We start from the raw sequence: 24,415 nt of genomic DNA, 5'->3' as shown, positions 1-24,415 counted from the left end.
GTAGGTATAATTATGCATAAAAAGTTTGAGCGTGCAGTATTAAGAATAATTTTTTATGTTGTTCTGGTACTTAGTTGCTATTTGATACAAACTACAGTTATGAGAAACTTTATGTATAAACCGAATTTGCTGCTAATTGCAACATGTTTGATTGGGTTTATATATGGTGATTATGACGGAATGTTTGTTGGATTGTTATCAGGTTTATTAATTGATTTATATTTTGGACCTTTGATTGGATTTAATATGCTTGTATTTATTGTATTAGGATTCTTTAGTTCTTTAATGGGACGAGTGTTTTATAAGGATCAAATATTATTTCCGATTGGATTGATGACAGTTTGTGATTTTTTATATAATTTCTATTATTATGTTTTTAGAATGCTTCTTAGAAAGCATATTCATTTTGGAAGTTATTTTAAAAAGGTGTTTATTCCAGAGATAATTGCTAGTTTAATTGTAACTGTACTTATATATTATTTATTATATAAATTTAATGATAAGATGTTTACAAAAGAATCGAGGAGTGAGTTGACTTTTGATTAGAGATTTTTTAGATGTTGTTGCAAATATATTTAAATCCAGAATTTTATATGTAATGATAATTATTGTGGCATTATTTGCTTCATTGGTTGTTAGACTTTTTAATCTTCAAATTTACAATGAAGATTATTATATGAGTACATATATCAAAAAAGCTGAGAAGACAATATATAATCAGGCAACACGTGGAAAGATTTTTGATAGAAATGGTAATTTGCTTGCATATAATGAACTTGCATATGCTGTTACTATTGAAGATACTCTTGAAAATAATGGTAAGAGAAGTGAAAAACTTAATAATATAATTCTTAATGCAATTAAAATCATTGAAAAGAATGGTGATAGTATAGTTTATGATTTTGGTATTGGTGTTAAAAAAGATGGTAAGATTGAATATACCATGGAGTCACCAAGTGCCATTAAAACATTTCTGATTAATGTTTATGGTAGCAAGGAATTAAAAGATACTAAGGGTAGAGATATTTCAAATGCATCTGCTAAAGAGGTATTTGATTATTTAGTTAGAGATAAGTATGAAATTGATACTGGATTAGGTGCTGAATATGATATTAAAGTGGCAATGATTAGATATAAATTATCTTTGAATAATTATCAGAAATACATGGCAACAGTTCTTGCATTGAATGTTTCTGATAAAACAGTTGCTGCTATTTCAGAATCTAAAGCAGATATTAGAGGTGTAAATGTTACTCAGCAATCTATTAGAAAGTATAATGAGGCAGAGTATTTTGCTCCTGTTATAGGTTATACTGGTACAATTAGTCCTGACCAGTTAGAAAAATTTACACAGGATGATCAGGATTATATGCCTAATGATGTTGTAGGGAAGAGTGGCATTGAGGAATCTTTTGAATATCAATTATCTGGAGATAGAGGGTCTCAGACAGTATTTGTTGATAGTGTAGGTAAGGTTGTAGATGTAATTAAGAAGGAGGAATCAAATACTGGAAATAGTATTTATTTAACTCTTGATACAGATCTTACTAAGGCAACATATAAATTGCTTGAGCAAAAGATTGCTGGTATTCTTTCAAATCAGCTTGTTGCATATGATATTGATTTTAAGAAGAAAGCAAAAGAACCATATAAGGCAAGCAAAAAGAAAAAAGATGAAAAAATAGTTGTTTCAATAAGACAGGTTTATTTCCAAATGATTAATAACAATGTTTTGGATTTACGTCATTTTGGAAAGAAGAATGCATCTAGTGTTGAAAAGAAGATGTATAAGGCCTATAAAAATAAAACAGAAAATATTTTACAGAAGATTGAAAGTTTGATGACTGATAGTCCTGAAAACTATGATAAGTTAGATAATGAATATCAGGAGTACTGTGATTTCGTATTTAATGGATTAGTTGATGATAATATTATTATGAAGTCAATGCTTGATTCTTCAGATGAAACATATTCTAAATGGCTTGATGGTAAGAATTCACTTAAGGAAATGATTATGTACTGTGTATCCATGAACTGGATTAATGTTGCTAATCTTGAACTTGAGAGTGATTATGTTACTGCTGATGAAACTTATAAAGCAATAATTGACTATACAAAGAAAATGGCAAAGAAATCTGATGATTTTGCTAAACTAATTTATTGTTATTGTTTATATGATGGAAGTGTTTCAGGTACTGATATTTGTATCGCTTTATATGATCAGGGTGTCATTAAGAAAGACGAGAATGATAAATGGTATAACAATTTACAGTCATATGATAAGAGTGTTGCTTATAAGTTTATGAAACATCAGATTGATAACTTGGTAATAACACCAGCTATGGTTGCGCTTGATCCTTGTTCGGGCTCAACGGTTGTTACAAATCCAAACACAGGTGAAGTCTTAGCTTTGGTGACATATCCAAGTTATGATAATAATAAGTTATCAGGTTCAATTGATAATAAATATTGGCAGAAACTTGTAGATGATGAATCGGCTCCGATTTATAACAGAGCTACTCAAACTACAACAGCACCTGGTTCAGCATTTAAGATGGTTTCAGCTATGACTGGACTTGAAGATGGTTATATTTCAACAGACTCAACATATGTTTGTAAGGGTGAATTTACTGAGATTACACCACATGCTAAATGCTGGATTTATCCAAATGCTCATGGTAGTGAAAATGTTGTTGAAGCTATAAAGGATTCTTGTAACTATTTCTTTTATAATCTTGCTTATGATATGAGTTTTGCGTCTGATGGTGAAACTTATGATAGTGCAATTGGTCTTAAAAAGCTGGAAAAATATGCAACATCCCTTGGCTTAAATGAAAAAGCAGGTCTTGAAATTACTGAAAAAGAACCTAAGTTCTCTACAGAAAGTTCAGTTCGTTCTGCAATTGGTCAGGGTAGTCATGGTTATACATGTTCAAATCTTGCAAGATATGTTTCGACTTTAGCAAATGGTGGAAAGAATTATTCATTAACTCTTTTCCTTAAAGAAGTTACAGAAGATGGAGAAGAAGTTACAAAGAACAAGAAAAAACTTGAAAATACAGTTGAAGCTAAACAATCTACCTGGGATGCAATACATAAGGGTATGAGACTTGTTTGTAGTGATGGTACAGTTAGAAGTATTTATTCTAAGATGAAGATAGAAGTAGCTGGTAAAACTGGTACAGCAGAAGAAAACAAGAAGAGAAATACACATTCTGTTTTTGTATGTTATGCTCCATATAAAAATCCAGAGATTGCTTTATCTACAGTTATCCCTTATGGTGATGCTTCATCAAATGCTTCTGAAGTTGCAAGAGATGTTATTAGATATAAATATGGTGAACTTAAACTTGAAGATATATTAAAAGGTAAAGCTAATAAACCTGAAGTTGGAAGTTCACACGATTAATTTGGAGATAAGATGGGTGAAGTTATAGCCATAACATCTGGTAAAGGTGGTGTTGGTAAAACAACATTTGCTATTAATATTGGTAGCGGCCTTGCTTTGATGAATAAAAAGGTTTTGATTATCGACGAGAATAATGGTTTAAGAAATCTTGAAATAGCAATGGGACTTTCTGATTTCGCGTTTTATAATTTCATAGATTATATGAATAATAAGAACGAGTTAAAGGAAGTGGTAATCAAAGATAATCGCTTTGAAAAATTGTATATTATTCCTGCTGCACAGATTTGTAATGAAAACATTCTTAATGCAGATAAAGTTAGGGAAAAATACGATGAATTAAAGCAAAAGTTTGATTATATTATAATAGATACACCAAGCGGTGTTTCAAATGGGTTCATTAGCTCGATTTCAGGTATTGATAAATCAATTATTATTAGTAGCCCTGATATTTTATCAATTAGGAATGCTGATAAAATAAAAAGTATTCTATTAGATAAGGGTATTAGAAATATTGCTCTTATTGTTAATAAAATTGATAGTGAAATTAAAAAGAAAAACGCATATTTAAATAATAGAGACATAGACGATTTGCTAGGTTTAGAGATAATAGAAGAGTTTATGTATGATATTGATTTCCAACTTGCATTAAGTAAAGGTGAATCACTAGTTAAGTATAATACTGATTCTGCTAAGAAAATATGCAAGATTTGTGAAGATATATGCGGTGGAAAAATCATATTACCAGTTGAAAAGAAGAAAAAATTTAAATTATTTGGAAAGAGGTAAATTTATCTTTGATTATTCATAACAATTTGGTATAATTATAAGGACGGAACTAGTGAAAAAGTTATTTGGTATATTTAAAAATTATCAATTAAAACATTTAGATTTTAGATTATTATTATATGTTATAGTACTAACTACTTTAGGTATATTAGTAATCGGAAGTGCATCAGATCCAGCTGATGGTTACCAAAAAAAGCAGGTAATTGGTCTTATTCTTGGATTAATTATGATGTGTGCTGCAGTGATTTTTAGCTATAAATTAATATTTAGATTTTATTGGATAATATTTATGGTTAACGCTGTGCTGTTACTTAGTGTAACATTTTTTGGTGATAATCACATGGGTGCAAAAAGATGGATTGATTTAGGTGGTTTTGCAATTCAGCCATCAGAGGCTACTAAGGTATTGATGGTTATATTCTTAGCTGCGTATATTCAAAAGAATGTTGATAATCTAAATACACTTAGATTTTTAATATCAATTGCCATTTTATGTGCATTCCCATTGCTTTTAATATACAAGCAACCAGATCTTTCAACAACAATTGTTATTTTCACAGCATTTGTTGCGATTATTTTCTTGTCTGGCTTGAGTTATAAAATTATAATTGGTATTATAACAGTGTGTATTCCAGTAGTCGCGGTTTTGGTGTATCTTATTTTCACTTTACCACCTGATAAAAATATCATAAAGAAATATCAGTATGATAGAATTGTTGGTTTTTATAAGCAAGATAATGAAGGTGAAGAAAGAGATCCAGAAAAAGAACGACTAATGTACCAGCAGGAGAATTCAGTCCTAGCTATTGGTTCTGGAGGCCTAAACGGAAAGGGCCTAAATAATAACACAATTACCAGTGTTAAAAATGGTAATTTCTTATCAGAACCACATACTGACTTTATTTTTACCATCGTTGGTGAAGAACTTGGATTTATAGGATGCGTATCAATATTGGTATTGATATTGTTGATTGTCTTTGAATGTGTTATTATTGGGGGGCATGCATCCGATCTTCAAGGGAAATTGTTTGCATATGGATTTGGATGCTTGATAGCAGTTCAGACAGTTGTAAATGTATCAGTTGTTACTAAACTTATACCTAACACAGGACTTACGTTGCCTTTCGTAAGTTATGGACTAAGTTCTTTAGTTAGTTTATACTCTGGAATAGGAATTGTATTAAATATTGGAATGCAAAGATCAAAGAATATATATGAGGAGGTACGAATGTGAATATAGGATTAATTGCGCATGATTCTAAAAAGAAGCTTATGCAGAACTTTTGTATAGCTTATAGAGGCATTTTGGTGAATCATGATATTTATGCTACTGGTACGACGGGAAGGTTAATAGAAGAAGCAGCTAATCTTAGTGTTCATAAGTTACATGCAGGTCATCTTGGTGGGGAACAGCAAATGGGTATTATGATTGAGCAAAACGATATTGACATGGTTATTTTTTTAAGAGATCCGCTTGCACCAAAATCACATGAACCGGATGCTCATAAGGTTATTCAGTTATGTGATGTGCATAATATTCCTCTTGCGTCAAACCTTGCTACGGCAGAATTGTTAATTAAATCTCTCGATCGTGGAGATCTCGATTGGAGGGAAATGTACAAATAAGGAGGATAATATTATGGTCGGAATCATTTGTGGACAGAAAGGGAAGGGTAAAACAAAATTTTTACTCGAGCAGGCTAACGAAGCCGCAGAGAAATCTAATGGATCAGTAGTTTATCTGGATAAGAGTTCAAAGCATATGTTTGAACTGAATAATAAGATTCGTCTTATTAACATGAAGGAATATCCAATTGATAGTTATGATGGAGTTGTTGGTTTCATATCCGGTCTTCTTTCTGGAAACCATGATATTGATAACGTATTTTTCGATAATTTCCTCAAAGTTGCAGGTGTAGAGGATGATACATCTAAGATTTCAGATTTTATTAGTGTATTAGACAAGGTAGGCGGTTCGGACGTGAAATTTACTGTTTGCATATGTCTAGATAAATCAGAATTACCTGATGATGTATTAGATAAAATAACTGTAGCATGTTAATTTTGAATTAGAGATTAAAGGAAGGTTCTATTTGGAATCTTCCTTTTTGTTTGGTTTACAATATGTTGTGTATTAATAAGTGTTATATTCACATAATATTGTATTTGTTACGGCTTTTTATTTACATAAAATCGCATTTTTTCTTGATATTTCTAGTGTTTTTTATTATAATTATAATAATTAGTTTTATGAGAGGTATATAATTAATGGCTAAGAAAAATAAGCGTGTTATTAATTATGAAAAGCCGATTCATATTGATATTAGTGTAATCATATTTGCTATTATAACATTATATTTATTTGTAAATTTATATATATATGCAACTAGAGATAAGATTACTTATTATGAAGTAGTTACAGGGGAAAGCGCGCAGGCTACTAATAAAACATATACAGGTCTTGCTATAAGAGATGAACATGTTTTTTTTGCTGATAATTCTGGTTATATAGATTATTTTGCTAGAGATAATTCAAGAGTTTCTAGAAATACAGTATTATATAGTTTAGATGAAACTGGTACGGTTACAAAGGCACTTTCTGAAGCGGCTGCTAATGAAGAGTCAGATTTGAGTGATGATAATTTGAATTCGATTAAAGAAATGGTATCAGGTTTTTCATCAACATTTTCTGAGAGTAATTATGAAGAGGTTTATAATTTTAAGAGCACTCTTGAAGGTACGGTATTACAATTATTGAATAATAATACTCTTGAAAAGATTAAGAAAGATAAAGGCGATTCGTTTTTTAAAATCTATAAACCTGAAAAGGCAGGAATTGTAACTTATTATATTGATGATTTTCAAGAATTTGATGAATCGAAAATATCTGAAACTTGTTTTGAACAAAAGAATCATCCAAAGGCTATTTTTTCCTCTGGTGATTTGATCGAATCCGGTGCACCAATTTATTCGATTATTTCTGATGAAGAATGGAATATGTATATTGAATTATCGGATGATGAAGCTAAGGCATTTGCTGAAAAGACGTCTTTATATATTAAATTTTTAAAGGATGATATTACAGCGAATACTAACTTTGAAATTATTAAAGGTGCAGATGGTAATAAATACGGAAAATTTACTTTGTATAAATATATGATTAGATATTCATCTGATAGATATATAGATTTTCAGATTTTAGGCGGTCAGATTAGTGGACTTAAGATTCCGAAGACAAGTATTGTTAATAAGGATTTTTATGTAGTTCCTATTGAGTATGGTTCATATGGTCTTGATAAGAGTAATGTAATTACATTCTGGACCATGAAGGTGGATGAGGATACTAATAAACCTACGTTAACACCGATTACGCCGACTATATTCTATAAGGATGATGAATACTATTATTTGAATCCTGATGAATTTGAAGGTAAGGAAATTCTTCAAAAAGATGATTCGGATAATACATATCAGCTAGGCAAAAAAGTTTCGCTTAGTGGTGTTTATAATATTAATAATGGATATACAACATTTGTTCAAGTTAAGATTTTATCTGAGACTAATGAGTATTATATTGTGGAATCTCAAAGCAGATATGGTCTTGAGGTTTATGATCATATTGTTTTAGATGGATCTAAAACAAAGGAAAATGAAGTTGTATTTCAATAAGTATGGTAGGTTAAAATGATTGCTGAAAATATAAAAAAAGTTAGAGAGAACATTGAAGAAACTTGTAAAAAGGTTGGTAGAGATTCAAAGGAAGTAACATTAATATGTGTTTCAAAGACAAAGCCAGAAAGTGATATTATTGAAGCATATAATGTTGGTGAGAGAAACTTTGGTGAGAATAAAGTTCAGGAGATGTGTGAAAAGCATGATGATTTAAATGATGATATCAGATGGCACATGATTGGACATTTACAGAGAAACAAAGTTAAATATTTAACTGATAGTGCTTATTTAATTCATTCAGTTGATTCAAAGAGACTACTTGAGCAGATTGAAAAAGAATATGAAAAAGCTGGTAAAGAAGCTCATGTTCTTCTTGAGATAAATGTTGCTTTAGAAGATTCAAAATTTGGTTATACATGCGAATCTGTTATTGAAGATTTACCTTTTATTGAAACATTGAAACATGTTAAAGTTGTAGGTCTTATGACAGTTGCACCATATACTGATAATCCTGAAGATAATCGTAAATATTTTAGAAAATTAAAGGAACTTTCAGTTGACATTGAATCTAAAAAATATAATAATATTTCTATGGATGAATTATCCATGGGGATGACCGGTGATTATATGATTGCCATTGAAGAAGGTGCCACATTAGTTAGAGTTGGTACTGGAATATTTGGAAATAGAAACTATAATGTATAATGCATTGGTTTTTAATAATTAATAAATAATTTTAATAACGAGGAGATAGGAAAATGTCAAACTTTACAGAGAAATTTACAAATCTATTTAAAGTAAATTATGATGATGACTATGATGATGATTACTATGATGATTATGATGATTTTGAAGAACCAGTAAAGGAAAAGAAATCTAGAAGAGAACCAGCTGCTGACGTAACAATGTCAAAGGCTTCTGCTAAAAAACAGTCACAGCCTAGAAAGGTTGTTCCTATGAAGAAGAATTCTTCTGGTGAAGTTGTTGTAATTAAACCAACATCATATGATGAAGCTAGAGAGGTTGTTGATACAATTCTTTCAGGCAGAATCGTATTTCTTAATTTGGACGGTATTCATATGGAATTAGCTCAGAGAATCATTGATTTCATCTCTGGTGCTACATATTCAGTTCAGGGTAATCTCGAAAGAGTTTCATCAGGTTATATATATGCTATCACACCTAGAAACGTTGAATTATCAGGTGATTTCCAGGATTTATTCCCGGACGGATATGAATTAAATCCATATAAGAGATATTAATATATAGCAGAGCCATTTATATATGGGTCTGCTATTTTAAAAAGTGGAGGAGTCAAAATGCTAGATATTAAAGAGTTGAATACTACAGGGGATGAACTTAATGTATTAACTGTTAATTATGAAGGAAAGCCTTGCTATGATATAGTGTTTAGTGATTCATTTGATCAATTAAACAGATTGCTTTCAAAGTTTTTATTAAGAGAAAAGAAAGTTTGTATTATTACTGATGATACTATTGCTCCTTTATATCTTGATGAGGTTAAGAAAGTATTTGCTGAAGTTGCAGGATTTGTAACTGAATACGTTATTAATGCAGGGGAAGAATATAAAACATTAAGAACGGTTGAAGGAATTTATAAACATCTTATTGAAACTAAATTTGATAGAAATGATTATGTAATCGCGCTTGGTGGTGGTGTTGTAGGTGACATGACAGGTTACGTTGCTGCAACATATTTAAGAGGAATTAGTTTTATTCAGATTCCAACTACACTTTTATCACAGGTTGATTCTAGCATTGGTGGTAAAACTGGCGTGGATTTAGATGGATATAAAAATATGATTGGTGCTTTTTATCAGCCTAAACTAGTATATATTAATGTATCAACATTAAAGTCGCTTAATAGGCGAATTTTCCTATCGGGTATGGGTGAAATTATTAAGCATGGAATCATTAAGGATAAAGATTATTTGAATTGGCTTAGAAGTAATAATGAGAAAATTATTGATAGAGACCCAGAGATTTTAATTCAGATGATTAAGAATTCATGTTACATTAAAAAATGTGTAGTTGAAAATGATCCAAAGGAAAAAGGTGAAAGAGCTTTATTAAATTTTGGTCATACAATTGGACATTCAGTTGAAAAATTATATAATTTTGAAAAATATCATGGTGAATGTGTAGCAATTGGAATGGTTGTTGCTGCATATATTTCAAAAAACAAAGGTTTCATTTCGGAAAGTGAAGCTGAAAGTATTAAGAGAATAGTTTCTATTTTTGAATTGCCAAATAGTATCACGGGTTTAAAAGCTGATTCTATAATTGAAGTTTCAAAGAATGATAAGAAAATGGATTCTAAAAAGATTAAATTTATTGTAATTAAGGATATTGGTGAAGCAATTATTGATAGTTCAATAACAGATGATGATATGCGTAATGCAATATTAGAAGCTACAGAATTTGAACCTATATTTGGTGCAGCTGATTAAATACTTTAGTTACGACAGGAGTTACTATGATTAAAAACACTAAGACTACTTTGAAATTTGGTTATTTAATTTGTTTTGAATTATTCTTTTCATTACTGGTGTTTGATCAGATTACAAAAAGAATTGCAAAAAGTGGTTTGTCTAATAGAAAGCCATTTGTTATTATAAAGAACGTTTTGGAATTTAATTACCTTGAAGGCGGTAATAAAGGCGCAGCATGGGGAATATTAAAGGGACATATAGGTTTCCTTGCGATTTTATCGATTATTATTACGATTATAGCTGTATTTTTAATTGCTAGAATTGAATATATTATTCATGTTGTTGATTTAGAAAGAAAAATCATTCTTAAACTAAATTTAGTAAAGGTTTTACTAATATTTTTTGCTGCAGGTGCTATGGGAAATGCTATTGATAGAGTTTTTAGAAAGTATGTAATTGATTTTATTTATTTCAAACTTATTGATTTTCCTATATTTAATGTGGCAGATTGTTATGTGGTTGTTTCAACCATTTTACTTGCTATAATTGTTTTATTTATTGATGATGATATATTAGCAATGATTAATCCAAAAAATAAAACTGATGGCAAGGCGTTTGCTGAAAAAAATGATGACGTAAATGATGAAGTTGCAGTTGATTCTGATAATGAATAATTGCATATTTAGTATGTTGATGGATTTATGGAAAATATAAATGAATATATTATTGGTGATGAAAATAAAAATGTCAGAATTGATGTGTTTTTATCTGATGTTAATAAGGAAGTCACCAGATCGCATATAAAAAAACTTATTGATGATGAACAGGTTACAGTGAATGGAAAAACTGTTAAACCTAGTTATAAATTAAATATTGGTGATAAGGTTAAGATTATAATTCCAGAGCCTAAGGAACTAGAAATTAATCCATTAGATTACCCTCTGGATATTATATATGAGGATGAGGATATTCTCATTGTTAACAAGGAAAAAGGTATGGTTGTTCATCCAGCACCAGGTCATTACGATGATACACTTGTAAATGCAATTATGCATCATTGTAAAGATAATCTATCTGGTATTAACGGTGAACTTAGACCTGGTATAGTACATAGAATTGACCGTGATACATCCGGTATACTTGTTATATGCAAGAACGATATGGCTCATAACAATATAGCGGCACAACTTAAGGAACATAGCATAAAAAGAAGGTATTATGCTATAGTTTGCGGCAATATTAAGGAAGATGAAGGTACTGTTGATGCACCTATTGGAAGAAATCCAAATGATAGAAAGAAAATGCAAGCTAATGTTAAGAATGGCAGACATGCAGTTACTCATTTTAAAGTACTTGAAAGGTTTGGAAACTATACATATGTTGAATGTGAACTTGAAACAGGGCGTACGCATCAGATTAGAGTTCATATGAAACTTATAGGTCATCCATTGCTAGGGGATAGTGTGTATGGGGCACATAAATCACCGTTTAAATTGGAGGGCCAAACATTACATGCGGGAGTGTTAGGTTTTATTCATCCAAGAACAGGCGAATATGTTGAATTTAAGGCTGATTTGCCTGAATATTTTGAAAAATTAATTAAAATATTAAGGAATAAAACGAATAATTAGTTTTTATATTTTTTTATGAAAAACTTAAAAGTGTCAAGAACTAGAAGGAGGAAGTGGCACAAACAAGAGTGGGATTGGAGGTTTTTTTATGAATGGAAATTTAATAATCACAATTGGACGAGAAACTGGATCAGGTGGACGAGAAATTGGGAAAATGCTCGCTGATAAGCTTGGAATTTCTTATTATAATAAAGAATTGCTTACAGAGGCTGCAAGACAAAGTGGTTTATCAGAAGATATTTTAGAGACTAATGATGAACGACCTACAAACAGTTTATTATATTCAATAGTTATGGATACATATTCATTTGGATATGCAACATCATCAACAATGGATATGCCTATTAATAATAAGGTGTTTTTAGCACAATTTAATGCAATTAAAACAATTGCAGCTAAAGGTCCATGCGTTATAGTTGGTCGTTGTGCAGATTATGCGCTTGCAGGTAATGAAGATTGCGTTAGCATATTTATAACTGCAGATATGAAATTTAGAACCAGACGTATATCAACTGAGAATAATTTAACTGTTGAAAAAGCTAAAGCTTTTATAAAAAAGACAGATAAAAAACGATCAAGTTATTACAATTTTTACACAGAAAAAAAATGGGGCGAAGCTTCAAGTTATGATTTATGTGTTTGTAGTAGTCGTTATGGAATTGAAAAAACAGTTGAAATTATATTAAACTATTTAAAAACTATTGGAAAGATTGATATTGACGTATAAAGCCGTAATTTATGGTATATACGCATAGTTATTAAAATTAAATATAAAATATACAGAACTATTCGTTAAACTGTTGTTTTGCGAATAGTTCTGTGTTATAATGAACTTGTAAATATGGAGAAAGCCTTTATTTTTCAAGGGTTTTATGGTGTTTGCTACTATTACTTTTTTTGTAATAATTATATTGATTTTAATTTGAATAATAGTTATTTAGATTATATTAATATAATTAGATTGAGGGATATATGAAGTTACAGAGATTAATGAGTTTGACAAGAAAAGCCTTACAGGAATATGAAATGATTGAAGATGGAGATAAAATTTGTGTTGGTGTATCTGGTGGTAAAGATAGTTTAGCTTTACTTAAATCACTTCATGGTATCAAAAGATTCTATCCAAAGAAATATGAATTATGTGCTATTTCTGTTGATCTTGGATTTGGTATTCAGAACTTTGATAAGATTACAGATTATTGTAATGAAATGGAAATACCATTATATATTGTTAAAACAGAAATTGGAGATATTGTATTTAAAGACCGTAAGGAAAAAAGTCCCTGTTCATTATGTGCTAAAATGAGAAAAGGTGCTCTTAATGAAAAAGCTAAGGAACTAGGCTGCAATAAAATTGCCTATGCGCATCATAAGGATGATATTATTGAAACTCTTATGCTCTCATTAATTTTTGAAAGCAGGATACATACATTTTCCCCTGTAACATATTTAGATAGAATGCAATTAACTCTTATTAGACCATTAATGTATGTTAATGAACGTGATGTAATTGGATTTGCTAATAAGTATGAACTTCCAGTTGCTAAGAATCCTTGCCCTGCTGATGGATATACAAAAAGGCAGTATGTTAAGGAATTGTTATCTAAGATGAATCATGATAATCCAGGCTGTAAAGATAGAATGTTCACTGCTATTCTTTCTGGCAATATTTCTGGATTTCATTTATAAGTAAATCATTTTTGAATATTTGTATTAAAGGAGTTTATCATGGCAAATAGAAATTATCATGATCAATTAAATATAGATAATGAGGTTAAGTTAAGAGAACTTACTTCTGCTCTCCCACGCTTTTGTAGTCAGTTTTTTATTGGAATTGAACCTACAAGTGCGTCTAGAACTCGAATTGCCTATGCATATGATTTACACGTTTTTTTCAATTATATAAAAGATAATAATCCTATGTATAAGGATGTTGAAATAAGGGATATTCCAATTGATATACTTGATAATATTACACCGACTGATATTGAAGAATATTTACAGTATTTAAAATATTATGAGATGGATGGTAAGGAACATATTAATAATGAGCGAGGAATTATGCGTAAACTAGCTAGTTTAAGAACTTTTTATAACTACTACTTCCGCTCTGAGAAGATTAAAACGAATCCTCCATCAATAGTAAGGACACCTAAATATCATCAAAAAGAGATTATTAGACTTGATATTGATGAAGTAAGTAGACTTTTAGATGAAGTAGAAAGTGGAGATAGTTTAACCAAGAGACAAAAAGCTTATCATGAAAAGACAAAGGTAAGAGATTTAGCACTACTTACACTGCTTCTTGGTACAGGTATTCGAGTATCTGAGTGTGTTGGATTAGATATAAAGGACGTTGATTTTAAGAATGCTGGTATAAAGATTAGACGTAAAGGTGGTTATGAAACTGTTGTTTACTTTGGAGATGAAGTTTATGATGCTCTTACAAATTATATGAATGAAAGAAAGAATATTATAGCTTCAGAAGGTTCTGAAGATGCATTCTTCCTCTCAATGCAGAATAAAAGATTAAATGTAAGAAGTGTTGAAAATCTTGTTAAAAAGTATTCTTCTTTAGTTACTTCACTTAAGAAGATTACTCCGCATAAACTTAGAAGTACGTATGGTACTAATCTTTATAAGGAAACAGGTGATATTTATCTTGTAGCTGATGTATTAGGACATAAGGACGTAAATACTACTAAGAGACATTACGCAGCTATTGAAGATGATAGACGAAGATCTGCACGTAATGCTGTTAAACTACGTGAGAATTTACATGATGAAAAAAATAAATAATGATACTAATGAAAAAGACGAGTAGGTTCTCTACTCGTCTCTTTTCAATTCGGTGTGGGTATGCACCATGAGAATGCTCGTTTTATTTAAAATAAGCTATCTTCAAATAACAACCAGAATGAATTGTTGTAGACTCAAGTCTATTTAATTCCATAATTTCATTCATATATTCATCTAGATTCTTGTACTCTTTTTTGTAGTAATATTTCTTTGCAATGCTTGTTAATGTATCACCGTTCTTAATTTCTACAGTTGTATAATACTTTTTCTTAGGTGTAGTATGATTTGATTTTGCATTAGTAACAAAACTTGATGATAATGCAAATGTCATTGTGATAATAGCAAATACAGCAAAAGTTACTACTGCTTTCTTTAATTTCTGCATCATAATGTATGCTGGGTCATACTTTCTATTAATCTTTGTTCTTATGTTCTCTCTGATTTCATTTCTTCTATATATATACTTAATATGGTCGTTTTTTAATTCACTTTTGTAGTTCATATCTATACCTCCATATGTTCTATTATATTCTTTATGTTCGAAAATATGTTCCGAACAACTGTTTGAATATAATATAACACCCGAACACATGTTTGTCAATAGTTTCGAATAAAAAAATCGAACAATTTTTCTGAACATTTGTTTGACATTTTTCATTTTGTTCGATATAATTATATTATTAAAAGGATATTTAAGTCGTAAAAATATATATTATCTATTAAAAAAGGAGAATTACTTATGACAGATAGAGAACCATTAACTGCTAAACAGGAGCAGATTTTTAATTTTATTAAATCAGAAATTTCATCTAAGGGTTATCCACCTTCAGTTAGAGAGATATGTGATGAAGTTGGACTTAGTTCTACTTCTTCTGTTCATGCTCATATTAAAACTCTTGAAAAGAAAGGATATATAAGATCCGTATCAAGTAAGAACAGAGCTATTGAAGTATTAGATGATGATTTTAATGCACTTGCAAGACGTGAAATTACTAATGTTCCTTTAGTAGGTAAGGTGGCTGCAGGCTCCCCTATTCTTGCAACTGAGAATGTTGTTGATTATTTCCCATTTCCAGTAGAATCCCTTCCTAATAAGGAAACATTCATGCTTACTGTTAAAGGTGATAGTATGATTAATATGGGAATATTTGATGGAGATAACTTATTAGTTCAGAAACAGAATACTGCTAAAAACGGCGATGTTATTGTTGCATTAGTTGAGGATAGTGCTACAGTTAAGCGTTTTTATAAAGAAGATGGACATATAAGATTACAACCTGAAAATGATAATATGGATCCTATCATTGTTAAGGATTGTGCTATTTTAGGTAAAGTAATCGGACTTATTAGAATGAATATTATCTAGTAAACTTCTTTTATTTATGTAAATAATTAGATTAATCTAGAGTTAATATCATAATAGATTTAAAGTAAATAAAAAAGATATATAACAAACATAAATTTGCTATATATCTTTTTGTTTTATCTTAAATAATAAAATATTTAAGATTATTCTATAAATAACATATAAAGAAATTTTATTTATCTTTCCAAAGTTTCTTAAACAATCCCTTTGATAATACAGGATTTTGATTGCCTTCCTGATCAAACCAAGATTGTTCATAGCAAGCGCTACCCTGAGCTTTCTCTGGAGCTGTATTTGGGTCATATTCTTTAGCTATTGATGAAGTCCAACCTGAACCATATTCATCCCATGTAGATTCATCTGTAAGTGGCCAAGCTGGTTCCCAATAGAATGTTCCAATACAGTTGTTAATACTTGCAGAGAATTCATTTATAAGCTTAATTGCATCGTACTGATTTTCAGGAGATGCTTTTTTATATTCTTTCTGAGTTGCTGTAGCATCCTGACTTCCCATATAACTATATGAATATTCAGCTATCATTGTAAGTTTGCCATAATTATCAGCAACTAAATCAAGCTTTGATTTTAAGTTATCAAGAGTACCGTGCCAGAATGGATAATATGAACTAGCAAATATATCATAGTCAACGCCTGCTTCATCAAGTGGTTTAGCGTATGAAGCTAAGTAATTAGTTTTCTCTGGGTTTGTGAAATGAACAGCAATTAAAATATTTTTATCATATGCTCTGATTGCTTCAGCTGCATCTTTCATAATGATTGCAATATTTTCAATTCCAGATTCACCAGCCATAAAGTTATTAGTTTCATTACCAACTGAAGCTATAAGAATATTAACACCAGTATCACCGATTTTCTTTAATGCTTCTGTTGTAAATTCAGCAGCTGCTTTAGCTTTCTCATCAACACTCATGCCTTCCCATGCTTTAGGACAAATAGAACGACCTGGGTCAGACCACCAATCACTGTAATGGAAGTCTGGGAAGAAACTAATACCAGCTTTTTTACATCTCTTAGCAATTTCTACAGCATAGTCAAGATCGCAAACACCGCCACCGTAACTATTAATTGCTGATTTTGGAGGACCCTGTTTATATGGATCGTTCCAAATACGAACACGAACACAGTTAATTCCATTATCTGCTAAGATTTTAAATAAATCACCCTTGCTACCATCAGCATTCTTATATACAAATCCGCTCTTTTCTACTGAAAGAACAGATGAAATATCTACACCTTTAATATAATTACCATTATTAATTAACATACCGTTATATGTGATTCCTTTGTAGTCTATGCTACCACTACCCTTAGCACCACCGTATGTGATGTTATCAAATGATTTCTTTTCATTAGAAGAATCACCCTTTAAACTATCAGCTTTATCAAATACTATATTATCGAAATCGCCCCAGTCACCTTTCTTAAGATCACCAGTAATTGTGATTGTAACTACGTCACTCTCTTCTACCTTAATTGGATTTTCAGAAGTACTTGTCTTTTCCCAAAAATCCCAATCTTTAGAAGGTTTAAAATCAACAGAAGCAGATTTGCCATTAGCTTCTACAGTTAATTTACAACTTCCAGCAAATGAAGCGGCTCCTTCATAATCGATACCAGCTGCACAATCACCAGATACGCTAGATTTAAAAGACTGTTTAACTTCAAAAGAAGCATCAGCTGCATCAGCTGACATTTTTACAAAATATGTTTTATTAACGGTTGCCCAGTCATCTGTTTGAACTTTTATAATGTCACCTGTTGTTTCCCATCCACTAAAATCTTTAGCTTCAAAGTCACCATTAGTTAATGAATTGTTAGCATTAATATTAGCTTCTGTAGTTACTTCTGTACTCTTTTTATTATCTTTCTTTGTATCCTTATTTGATTTAGGATTACTACAACCAAATGTAAGTAATGATAAACTACTTAAAAGAATAACAGCACTAACTTTTTTCATAAATTTTGTTTTTCTCATATTTCTCTCCTTAAATCTACACACGATTCAAAAATGAATCAAAAAATATAAAGGTGTTAAACCTCCACTCTTTTTGCATCGCTCCAAATTTTTTCGAGACCATAGAACTCTCTTTGTTCATCAGAAAAAATATGTATAACAAAATCCGAATAATCCATTAGAATCCATTCTGCATTCTTAAATCCTTCGATTTTCTTTCCTTTAACATCGATTTTACAAAGCTCTTCTTCTACATTATCAGCAATAGCCTGAACCTGATTCTGATTAGAACCACTGCATATAATAAAGTATTCTGATATTTCTGATAATTCAGAGATATCTAAAATAACAATATTATTAGCCTTTTTGTCATCGAGAGCATTATAAACAGTTTTTAGTATTTCTTTCATAATTATCCGGGTAAACCCAACTCCTTATCTTAATTATATAGTAAATAAATTTAGTTTCAATTAAAAATGTCAAAAAATGTACAAGTATTTAATTACTTGTTATCGTGTATATTCTTATAGAAATTATATACACGCTCAGTCATACCATCAATTGGTTTGTTTTTACTTTTTAAATATTCTAAAGTATCTCTTGAAATTAAGTACATGCATTCATCTAAGTCAGCAAATGCAGTCTTTCTAATAATATCAAGGTTTTGAGCCTCGCATCTGCCAGGCTCAATGAAATCTGCAATATATATTATTTTTTCAAGAGTACTCATGTTTTCTCTTCCAGTTGTATGATAAAAAATAGAATTTAATATATCCTCATCATCAACTCCGTAAAACACATTTGCATAAACCATGCCAAGTTTTGGATGAATTAATGCTTTGTTATTTAATTCAACTTCTGATAATTCGATATTATACTTTTGGCATTCGGATATCTTTAAATCATCAGGAACGCACTTGGCACAATCATGAAGTAAACCAGCAATTAAAGCTTTGTTAACATTATAGCCATATCTCATGGCTAGAGATGTTGCTGTATATGCAACTCCAATTGTATGTTCATATCTATCTTTATCTAAAACTTTTTTTAATTCTTTCTTTATATCTTTAATATCCATAATTTAATCCATATTTATTTGATTATTTATAATTCCTTTTCGTAACATAGGAAATTCTCATCGTACATAAAACATTCACCAACAACATTAAAATTAAATGAAGAATACGCTTTTATGGCCTTGATATTCATCTTATTTACAAGAAAATGAATGCCGTTAAAACCACGAAGTTTAAGCTGTTTCATGCCGTATAAAAGCATTTGCTTCGCAATACCCTTATTCTGCCATTCTGGTAAAACAGCAAGACGAGCAAGTTCACCTGAAGGAGTTATGGAATCGCTCCAACAATCAAGTTTATCAACATTTTCATCTTCTTCTATTGAAATTGCAGCAATGATTTTATCCTTTGATTTCATAATAAATAAAGCATCTCTTCTTAAATCAAAATCAATAGTTTCATTGCTAGGATAATCATCAGTCCAAGGACAGAATTCTCTACCTAACTGAAGCTTATAAAGCTTTAAAATATCATTCCTGTCTTCTTCTGTAGCCATTACAATTTCACAATCATATGTTTTATATAAATCATTTTTGATAATATAATCAAAAACGTTCTTATCTAAAACATCAGCAAATGCACCATAATCTCTATTAGTTACTAAATCATTTCTGATTTCAGTTGAAGAAATATCGATTTTATCCATATTGATAGGAATTATTTTTGCATTAAATTCCTTAATTAAATCATCAATGATTTCCTTCATTTTAACAAAATCTACATCATCTCTCATGATTGTTAGAAGTGTACAATTTGATAAAACTATATCTGGTCGATACCAGGTTTTAATATTTTTAAGAGAATCGCCGCCTATAATAAAGAAAATATTTAAATCTTTATTATCTTTCTTTAAAAGAGTTAATGTATCAGCCGTATAACTAATATTATCTCTAATTAAATCAAAGTCAGAAAATTTTAATTTATTATTATTTTTAATTGCAATTTTAACCATATTACAACGATGTTCTTCGCTAGTAACATTTTTGTTTAATTTATGAGGTGGAATTTTAGAAGGCATAAAGTAAACCTCATCAACATCAATTTGACTTAGTACTGCTTCTGCCATTTTTATATGACCTAAATGAATCGGGTCAAATGTACCACCTAATATGGCAATGTTTTTACTCATGTATATCTCCAAATTGTAGTAAATAATTTAATAACTATAAAACTTATGGGAGCATGATTTTTGGCTTGTCTTTAGAAGCTCTATATAACACAATCTTTCTTCCCATAACATGAACAACTTCAGAATTAGTTCTATCTGCAAGAATGAGTGAAAGACTCTTAGGGTCATCAAAACAATTCTTTAAAACATTAATTTTAATTAGTTCTCTTGCTTCTAGAGCATCATTGATAGCTTCAGTAAATTCTGGAGTTATACTGCTCTTACCAATATGAAATATAGGATCCATAGTTTGCGCAAGTTTTCTAAGGTGCGCTCTTTGTTTACTATTCATTCTAATTACTCCTTGTAATAATCAAATTCATGACCGTATATTTTAACAGTATCTCCGTCTTCGATACCAAGTTCTTCAAGTTCATCTAAGATACCATTCTGTTTCATAAAACGCTGGAAAAATACAAAACCTTTTTCACTATCAAGATTTGTATATCCAAGCATACGCTCGATTCTAGGACCTTCAATACTATATAAGTGATCCTTAACCTTTTCAACAGTATATGGCTCATCAACAATATCGTTGTAATCCTCGATAAAGTATTCCTGCTCAAAAGTGATAGGTTCATCATCGATTGTATCAAGAATGGAAGACACTTTGTAAAGTAATTCCTTTACACCCTTACCACTAACTGCAGAAATCGGAAATACATCAATTCCTTTATCAGCAAATGCTTCCTTAATCTTATCAATTACTTCATTAGTTTCACCATAAATAGCATCGATTTTGTTAGCAGCGATGATTTGTGGCTTTTCTAATAGATTTGGATTATATTTTTCAAGTTCCTTATTTATAGCGTTAATGTCCCCAACAGGGTCTCTACCTTCAACACCTGCAGCATCAACCATATGAATAATAACCTTTGTTCTTTCAATATGTCTAAGGAAGTCATGACCTAAACCTACACCATCTGCAGCGCCTTCAATAAGACCTGGAATGTCTGCGATAACAAAACCTGGAGTTCCCTCTAAATCAACAACACCAAGATTTGGATTTAAAGTTGTGAAATGATAATTAGCAATCTTAGGTTTAGCGTTAGTTACACGTGAAAGGAATGTTGATTTACCAACATTAGGAAATCCAACTAATCCGACATCAGCTATAACTTTAAGTTCAAGAGTAACGTATAATTCCTGAGCTTCCTTACCAGGCTGAGCATACTTTGGAGCCTGCATAGTTGCTGTTGCATAATGCTGGTTACCTTTTCCACCTCTACCGCCTTTTAATACAACCTGACGAGTGTTATCGCCTGACATATCAGCTATAACTTTACCTGATTCAAACTCTTTAATTACTGTGCCTTCTGGAACTTTAATGATAAGATCTTCACCACTTTTACCATGTTGATTTTTCTTACCACCTTCTTCACCACTTTCGGCAACGTATTTACGAACATGTCTAAAGTTATAAAGAGTGTTCATACCCTTATCAACAACAAAAATGATGTCTCCACCCTTTCCGCCGTCGCCACCATCAGGGCCACCATCGGGAACGAACAATTCTCTTCTAAAAGAAACATGTCCATCGCCACCTTTTCCAGATTTTATAAAGATTTTAGCGCGATCTGCAAACATATATCACATATAATCCTAAATTAGGATTATCTCCTTCCTTAATTTAAAACAATTATCAAAAAGAAACTTTATTAAAATAAAAGGCTTCAAACCAGAATTGATTCGAAGCCTTAAATTAATGCTTTGAGCATTTATTTATTATTCAGCCTTTGGGTAAACAGAAACCTGTTTCTTATCTCTACCCTTTCTTTCGAACTTAACAACACCATCAACTAAAGCGAATAATGTGTCGTCTCCACCACGGCCTACGTTGTTACCAGGATGGATCTTAGTTCCACGCTGTCTATATAAAATATTACCAGCTTTTACAAACTGACCATCTGCTCTTTTAGCACCTAATCTCTTGCTCTCTGAATCACGGCCGTTCTTTGTAGAACCCATACCTTTTTTATGAGCAAAAAACTGAAGATTCATATTTAACATAGCATTAAACCTCCTTATATTTTATCTTTAGGTATTTCCCATCACATGAATCGGATATGTATTTCAATCCAAGTTCAAGTGAATTAACAAGCAATCTCGAGTTTTCACTCGGATTAGACTTAAAATTCAATCCAAGAATACCATCTTCCTCATCAGCAAATGATTCAAATTCATCGTCAGTAAATTCTTCAATTGAATTGATAGTATTTATAACGAGTGCCGAAACACTTGCACAATAAATATCTGTTCCTCTTTCTGAGTAATCAGAATGTCCGGATACTTCAAAACCTATGATATTATCGGATTTCTTTACAAAAATTGCATTAATCATAATTATGCGTTAATCTTCTTAATTTCAACTTCTGTGTACTGCTGTCTATGACCATTCTTATTGTGGTAACCTGTTTTTCTCTTATACTTATAAACAATTACCTTTTTAGCTTTAGCGTTAGCTACTACTTCTGCTTCAACTGAAGCACCGTTAACAGTTGGAGCTCCAACCTTAACATCGCTACCACCAACTAAAAGTACCTGGTCAAATACAACCTTTTCTCCAACGTCAGAACCAAGCTTTTCAACTCTGATTTTGTCGCCTTCTGATACTTTGTACTGTTTACCACCTGTTGCTATAATTGCGTACATATGGCACCTCCTATTACATTTACTCGCCAACTTCGGTGTGTATTAAACAACTTAAACCTCATTGTGCGGCACACTAAATTATAATAACACAGCATATGTTTTATGTCAATCAATTTTTTCTATATTTATTTTAGTTTTTTCTTTATTATTATTTATATTATTCTATACTTATGATATATTTATATGGAGTATGAATAATTTATAAAGATTTATAAAGAGGAGGTTGTAGAATGGAAAATATTCCATATTCTAATCAAAATTATTATCAAAATCAAAACCCCACACAGTATATTATCACAAAAGACATAATTTATAAAGAAAGTAAAAGATATTTAAATTTTTCTATAAAAGTTGGTATTATATCATCTTCCATAGGATTTTTTTTGACGCTACTGCTCTTTTTAGTGTATTTAGATACGGGAGGTAGTGCTTTAGAAGGATTTTTAACATTTACAGGCACTATGGTTTTTCTGATTATGTTTTTTTTCTTCTTAAATATTAAAAGAAATGCAACATCGAAAACAAAAGCTGCACTAAGAAATAATCAATTTGTTATCTATACAGATATTATTGGAGATAAAAATGAAATTAAAATAAGACATCATGGCAGACCATTGGATGATACAATCTTAGAACCTACTGGTTTAACTAGAGTTGATTTTTTATATTTATACAATACTTATAAATATTTTAGTGTGCCATTTGATGTTTCTAAAGTTCAGTTTGATAGTACAGATATGGGTGATGAATTTTTCGTGGTTTATATTATACCAACTAAAAGATTCGCCATTCTTCCAAAAAAGAAATATATATTGGATAATAGTTTAATGTATGCTTATGTAGATACTTCTATCCTTTCAAATTTTAGTAATAGATATCAAAAGAAGCAAGCAAAAGTTTATACAAAAGCATCTAATAGCATTACAAATATTGATGAAAATGGATTATTTGAATTGTATAAAAAATATGACAATAATCGTAAGGGATTGAATATTCTTACTGGTATTTTTATATTTTTCTTTTTGTTTGGTTTAATACTTTTATTTGTTGAACCAATATTAACATTATTGTTTGGTTTTATAGCTGTAATTGGAATGGCTGGAATATACATTCCTATTTACAATAATGATAATCGTGTTCGAAATAACATAAACACAGGTAATTATTTTATTAATGCATGTGTTGTTGCGGAAGATGTAACGTATAGAAATGTAATAAACTCTGATAATTTTGTTTATTTTAGAGTTAATGAATTATCTTTTGATATAAAATGTTTACGTGAGGATTTTTATAATACTCAAATTGGCAATACTATTTATGTATGTATTATGTATAAAAAAGAAAATACATTAGAAGTATTTGCTGTGCTTAATCCAATGAAGCATCAGATATCACAAAGTATTTTAAGTAAATTACAATAATTTCGAG

At 30.4% G+C, this 24,415-nt stretch carries 27 protein-coding genes; 17 read left to right on the top strand and 10 right to left on the bottom strand.

All coding sequences use genetic code 11. The annotated features are described in order from the left end of the window. Window positions 1-12: 12 nt before the first annotated feature. From mreD to B5D16_RS01115, 15 genes are all read left to right on the top strand, one after another. The gene (mreD, locus tag B5D16_RS01185; RefSeq protein ID WP_078765124.1) at window positions 13-546 is read left to right on the top strand and encodes a rod shape-determining protein MreD; all 534 of its coding nucleotides are present in this window, start codon (window positions 13-15) and stop codon (window positions 544-546) included. After that, window positions 539-3,409: a penicillin-binding transpeptidase domain-containing protein gene (locus B5D16_RS01180; RefSeq protein ID WP_078765123.1), complete on the top strand. Its 2,871-nt coding sequence runs from the start codon at window positions 539-541 to the stop codon at window positions 3,407-3,409. Before mreD ends, B5D16_RS01180 begins: the two co-directional genes overlap by 8 nt. A gap of 12 nt (window positions 3,410-3,421) precedes the next feature. After that, complete coding sequence (locus B5D16_RS01175) at window positions 3,422-4,195, top strand: AAA family ATPase (RefSeq protein WP_078765122.1); 774 nt, start codon at window positions 3,422-3,424, stop codon at window positions 4,193-4,195. A gap of 52 nt (window positions 4,196-4,247) precedes the next feature. Continuing rightward, entirely contained in the window at window positions 4,248-5,429 is a 1,182-nt protein-coding gene (locus tag B5D16_RS01170; protein ID WP_242942959.1) for an FtsW/RodA/SpoVE family cell cycle protein, read from the top strand. Beyond that, entirely contained in the window at window positions 5,426-5,821 is a 396-nt protein-coding gene (locus B5D16_RS01165; RefSeq protein ID WP_078765121.1) for a methylglyoxal synthase, read from the top strand. Before B5D16_RS01170 ends, B5D16_RS01165 begins: the two co-directional genes overlap by 4 nt. Before the next feature lie 13 nt (window positions 5,822-5,834). Next, entirely contained in the window at window positions 5,835-6,257 is a 423-nt protein-coding gene (locus tag B5D16_RS01160; protein WP_078765120.1) for a twitching motility protein PilT, read from the top strand. Between the two features lie 206 nt (window positions 6,258-6,463). Beyond that, window positions 6,464-7,864 (top strand): biotin/lipoyl attachment domain-containing protein, encoded by a 1,401-nt coding sequence (locus B5D16_RS01155; RefSeq protein WP_078765119.1) that lies wholly within the window; start codon window positions 6,464-6,466, stop codon window positions 7,862-7,864. 15 nt (window positions 7,865-7,879) lie between these two features. Beyond that, a complete protein-coding gene (locus B5D16_RS01150) occupies window positions 7,880-8,572 on the top strand; it encodes a YggS family pyridoxal phosphate-dependent enzyme (RefSeq protein ID WP_078765118.1) in 693 nt (230 codons plus the stop codon). Between the two features lie 53 nt (window positions 8,573-8,625). After that, on the top strand, window positions 8,626-9,129 hold the full coding sequence (locus B5D16_RS01145) for a cell division protein SepF (protein WP_078765117.1): 504 nt from the start codon (window positions 8,626-8,628) through the stop codon (window positions 9,127-9,129). Between the two features lie 57 nt (window positions 9,130-9,186). After that, window positions 9,187-10,338 carry a 3-dehydroquinate synthase gene (aroB, locus tag B5D16_RS01140; RefSeq protein WP_078765116.1) on the top strand — a complete coding sequence of 384 codons (1,152 nt, stop codon included), beginning with the start codon at window positions 9,187-9,189 and terminating at the stop codon, window positions 10,336-10,338. A gap of 26 nt (window positions 10,339-10,364) precedes the next feature. After that, entirely contained in the window at window positions 10,365-10,994 is a 630-nt protein-coding gene (gene lspA, locus B5D16_RS01135) for a signal peptidase II (RefSeq protein WP_078765115.1), read from the top strand. A 27-nt stretch (window positions 10,995-11,021) separates the two neighbouring features. Next, window positions 11,022-11,951, top strand: a complete 930-nt coding sequence (locus B5D16_RS01130) for an RluA family pseudouridine synthase (RefSeq protein ID WP_078765114.1) — start codon at window positions 11,022-11,024, stop codon at window positions 11,949-11,951. Between the two features lie 88 nt (window positions 11,952-12,039). After that, on the top strand, window positions 12,040-12,678 hold the full coding sequence (locus tag B5D16_RS01125; protein WP_078765113.1) for a cytidylate kinase-like family protein: 639 nt from the start codon (window positions 12,040-12,042) through the stop codon (window positions 12,676-12,678). Between the two features lie 245 nt (window positions 12,679-12,923). Then, on the top strand, window positions 12,924-13,640 hold the full coding sequence (locus tag B5D16_RS01120) for a tRNA 2-thiocytidine biosynthesis TtcA family protein (RefSeq protein ID WP_078765112.1): 717 nt from the start codon (window positions 12,924-12,926) through the stop codon (window positions 13,638-13,640). A 39-nt stretch (window positions 13,641-13,679) separates the two neighbouring features. Then, window positions 13,680-14,750, top strand: a complete 1,071-nt coding sequence (locus tag B5D16_RS01115) for a tyrosine-type recombinase/integrase (protein ID WP_078765111.1) — start codon at window positions 13,680-13,682, stop codon at window positions 14,748-14,750. 82 nt (window positions 14,751-14,832) lie between these two features. On the opposite strand, the gene B5D16_RS01110 is transcribed toward B5D16_RS01115, so the two are convergent. Continuing rightward, complete coding sequence (locus tag B5D16_RS01110; protein WP_159444241.1) at window positions 14,833-15,252, bottom strand: LysM peptidoglycan-binding domain-containing protein; 420 nt, start codon at window positions 15,250-15,252, stop codon at window positions 14,833-14,835. 237 nt (window positions 15,253-15,489) lie between these two features. On the opposite strand from B5D16_RS01110, the gene lexA reads away from it, so the two are divergent. Further along, a complete protein-coding gene (gene lexA / locus B5D16_RS01105; RefSeq protein WP_078765109.1) occupies window positions 15,490-16,116 on the top strand; it encodes a transcriptional repressor LexA in 627 nt (208 codons plus the stop codon). Window positions 16,117-16,288: 172 nt separating this feature from the next. Here lexA and B5D16_RS01100 read toward each other — a convergent pair whose 3' ends face one another. From B5D16_RS01100 to rplU, 9 genes are all read right to left on the bottom strand, one after another. Then, on the bottom strand, window positions 16,289-18,112 hold the full coding sequence (locus tag B5D16_RS01100) for a glycosyl hydrolase 53 family protein (RefSeq protein WP_078765108.1): 1,824 nt from the start codon (window positions 18,110-18,112) through the stop codon (window positions 16,289-16,291). A 56-nt stretch (window positions 18,113-18,168) separates the two neighbouring features. After that, window positions 18,169-18,501: a ribosome silencing factor gene (gene rsfS / locus B5D16_RS01095; protein WP_078765107.1), complete on the bottom strand. Its 333-nt coding sequence runs from the start codon at window positions 18,499-18,501 to the stop codon at window positions 18,169-18,171. Window positions 18,502-18,593: 92 nt separating this feature from the next. Next, a complete protein-coding gene (gene yqeK, locus B5D16_RS01090; RefSeq protein WP_078765106.1) occupies window positions 18,594-19,169 on the bottom strand; it encodes a bis(5'-nucleosyl)-tetraphosphatase (symmetrical) YqeK in 576 nt (191 codons plus the stop codon). A 26-nt stretch (window positions 19,170-19,195) separates the two neighbouring features. Further along, window positions 19,196-20,296 (bottom strand): nicotinate-nucleotide adenylyltransferase, encoded by a 1,101-nt coding sequence (gene nadD / locus B5D16_RS01085; protein WP_078765105.1) that lies wholly within the window; start codon window positions 20,294-20,296, stop codon window positions 19,196-19,198. Between the two features lie 43 nt (window positions 20,297-20,339). Beyond that, window positions 20,340-20,627, bottom strand: a complete 288-nt coding sequence (locus tag B5D16_RS01080; RefSeq protein ID WP_078765104.1) for a YhbY family RNA-binding protein — start codon at window positions 20,625-20,627, stop codon at window positions 20,340-20,342. 5 nt (window positions 20,628-20,632) lie between these two features. Continuing rightward, window positions 20,633-21,922, bottom strand: coding sequence for a GTPase ObgE (gene obgE, locus B5D16_RS01075; protein ID WP_078765103.1), 1,290 nt, complete (start codon window positions 21,920-21,922; stop codon window positions 20,633-20,635). A 138-nt stretch (window positions 21,923-22,060) separates the two neighbouring features. Continuing rightward, window positions 22,061-22,345 carry a 50S ribosomal protein L27 gene (gene rpmA / locus B5D16_RS01070; protein ID WP_078765102.1) on the bottom strand — a complete coding sequence of 95 codons (285 nt, stop codon included), beginning with the start codon at window positions 22,343-22,345 and terminating at the stop codon, window positions 22,061-22,063. A gap of 4 nt (window positions 22,346-22,349) precedes the next feature. Beyond that, on the bottom strand, window positions 22,350-22,676 hold the full coding sequence (locus B5D16_RS01065) for a ribosomal-processing cysteine protease Prp (protein ID WP_078765101.1): 327 nt from the start codon (window positions 22,674-22,676) through the stop codon (window positions 22,350-22,352). Between the two features lie 2 nt (window positions 22,677-22,678). Continuing rightward, window positions 22,679-22,987 carry a 50S ribosomal protein L21 gene (rplU, locus tag B5D16_RS01060; RefSeq protein ID WP_078765100.1) on the bottom strand — a complete coding sequence of 103 codons (309 nt, stop codon included), beginning with the start codon at window positions 22,985-22,987 and terminating at the stop codon, window positions 22,679-22,681. A 230-nt stretch (window positions 22,988-23,217) separates the two neighbouring features. Between rplU and B5D16_RS01055 the strand changes: the two genes are divergently transcribed. Continuing rightward, complete coding sequence (locus tag B5D16_RS01055) at window positions 23,218-24,408, top strand: hypothetical protein (protein ID WP_078765099.1); 1,191 nt, start codon at window positions 23,218-23,220, stop codon at window positions 24,406-24,408. Window positions 24,409-24,415: the final 7 nt, after the last annotated feature.

This window comes from Eubacterium uniforme (assembly GCF_900167115.1).
Lineage (GTDB): Bacteria > Bacillota > Clostridia > Lachnospirales > Lachnospiraceae > Eubacterium_S > Eubacterium_S uniforme.
This window is presented reverse-complemented; position numbering and strand designations above follow the sequence as displayed.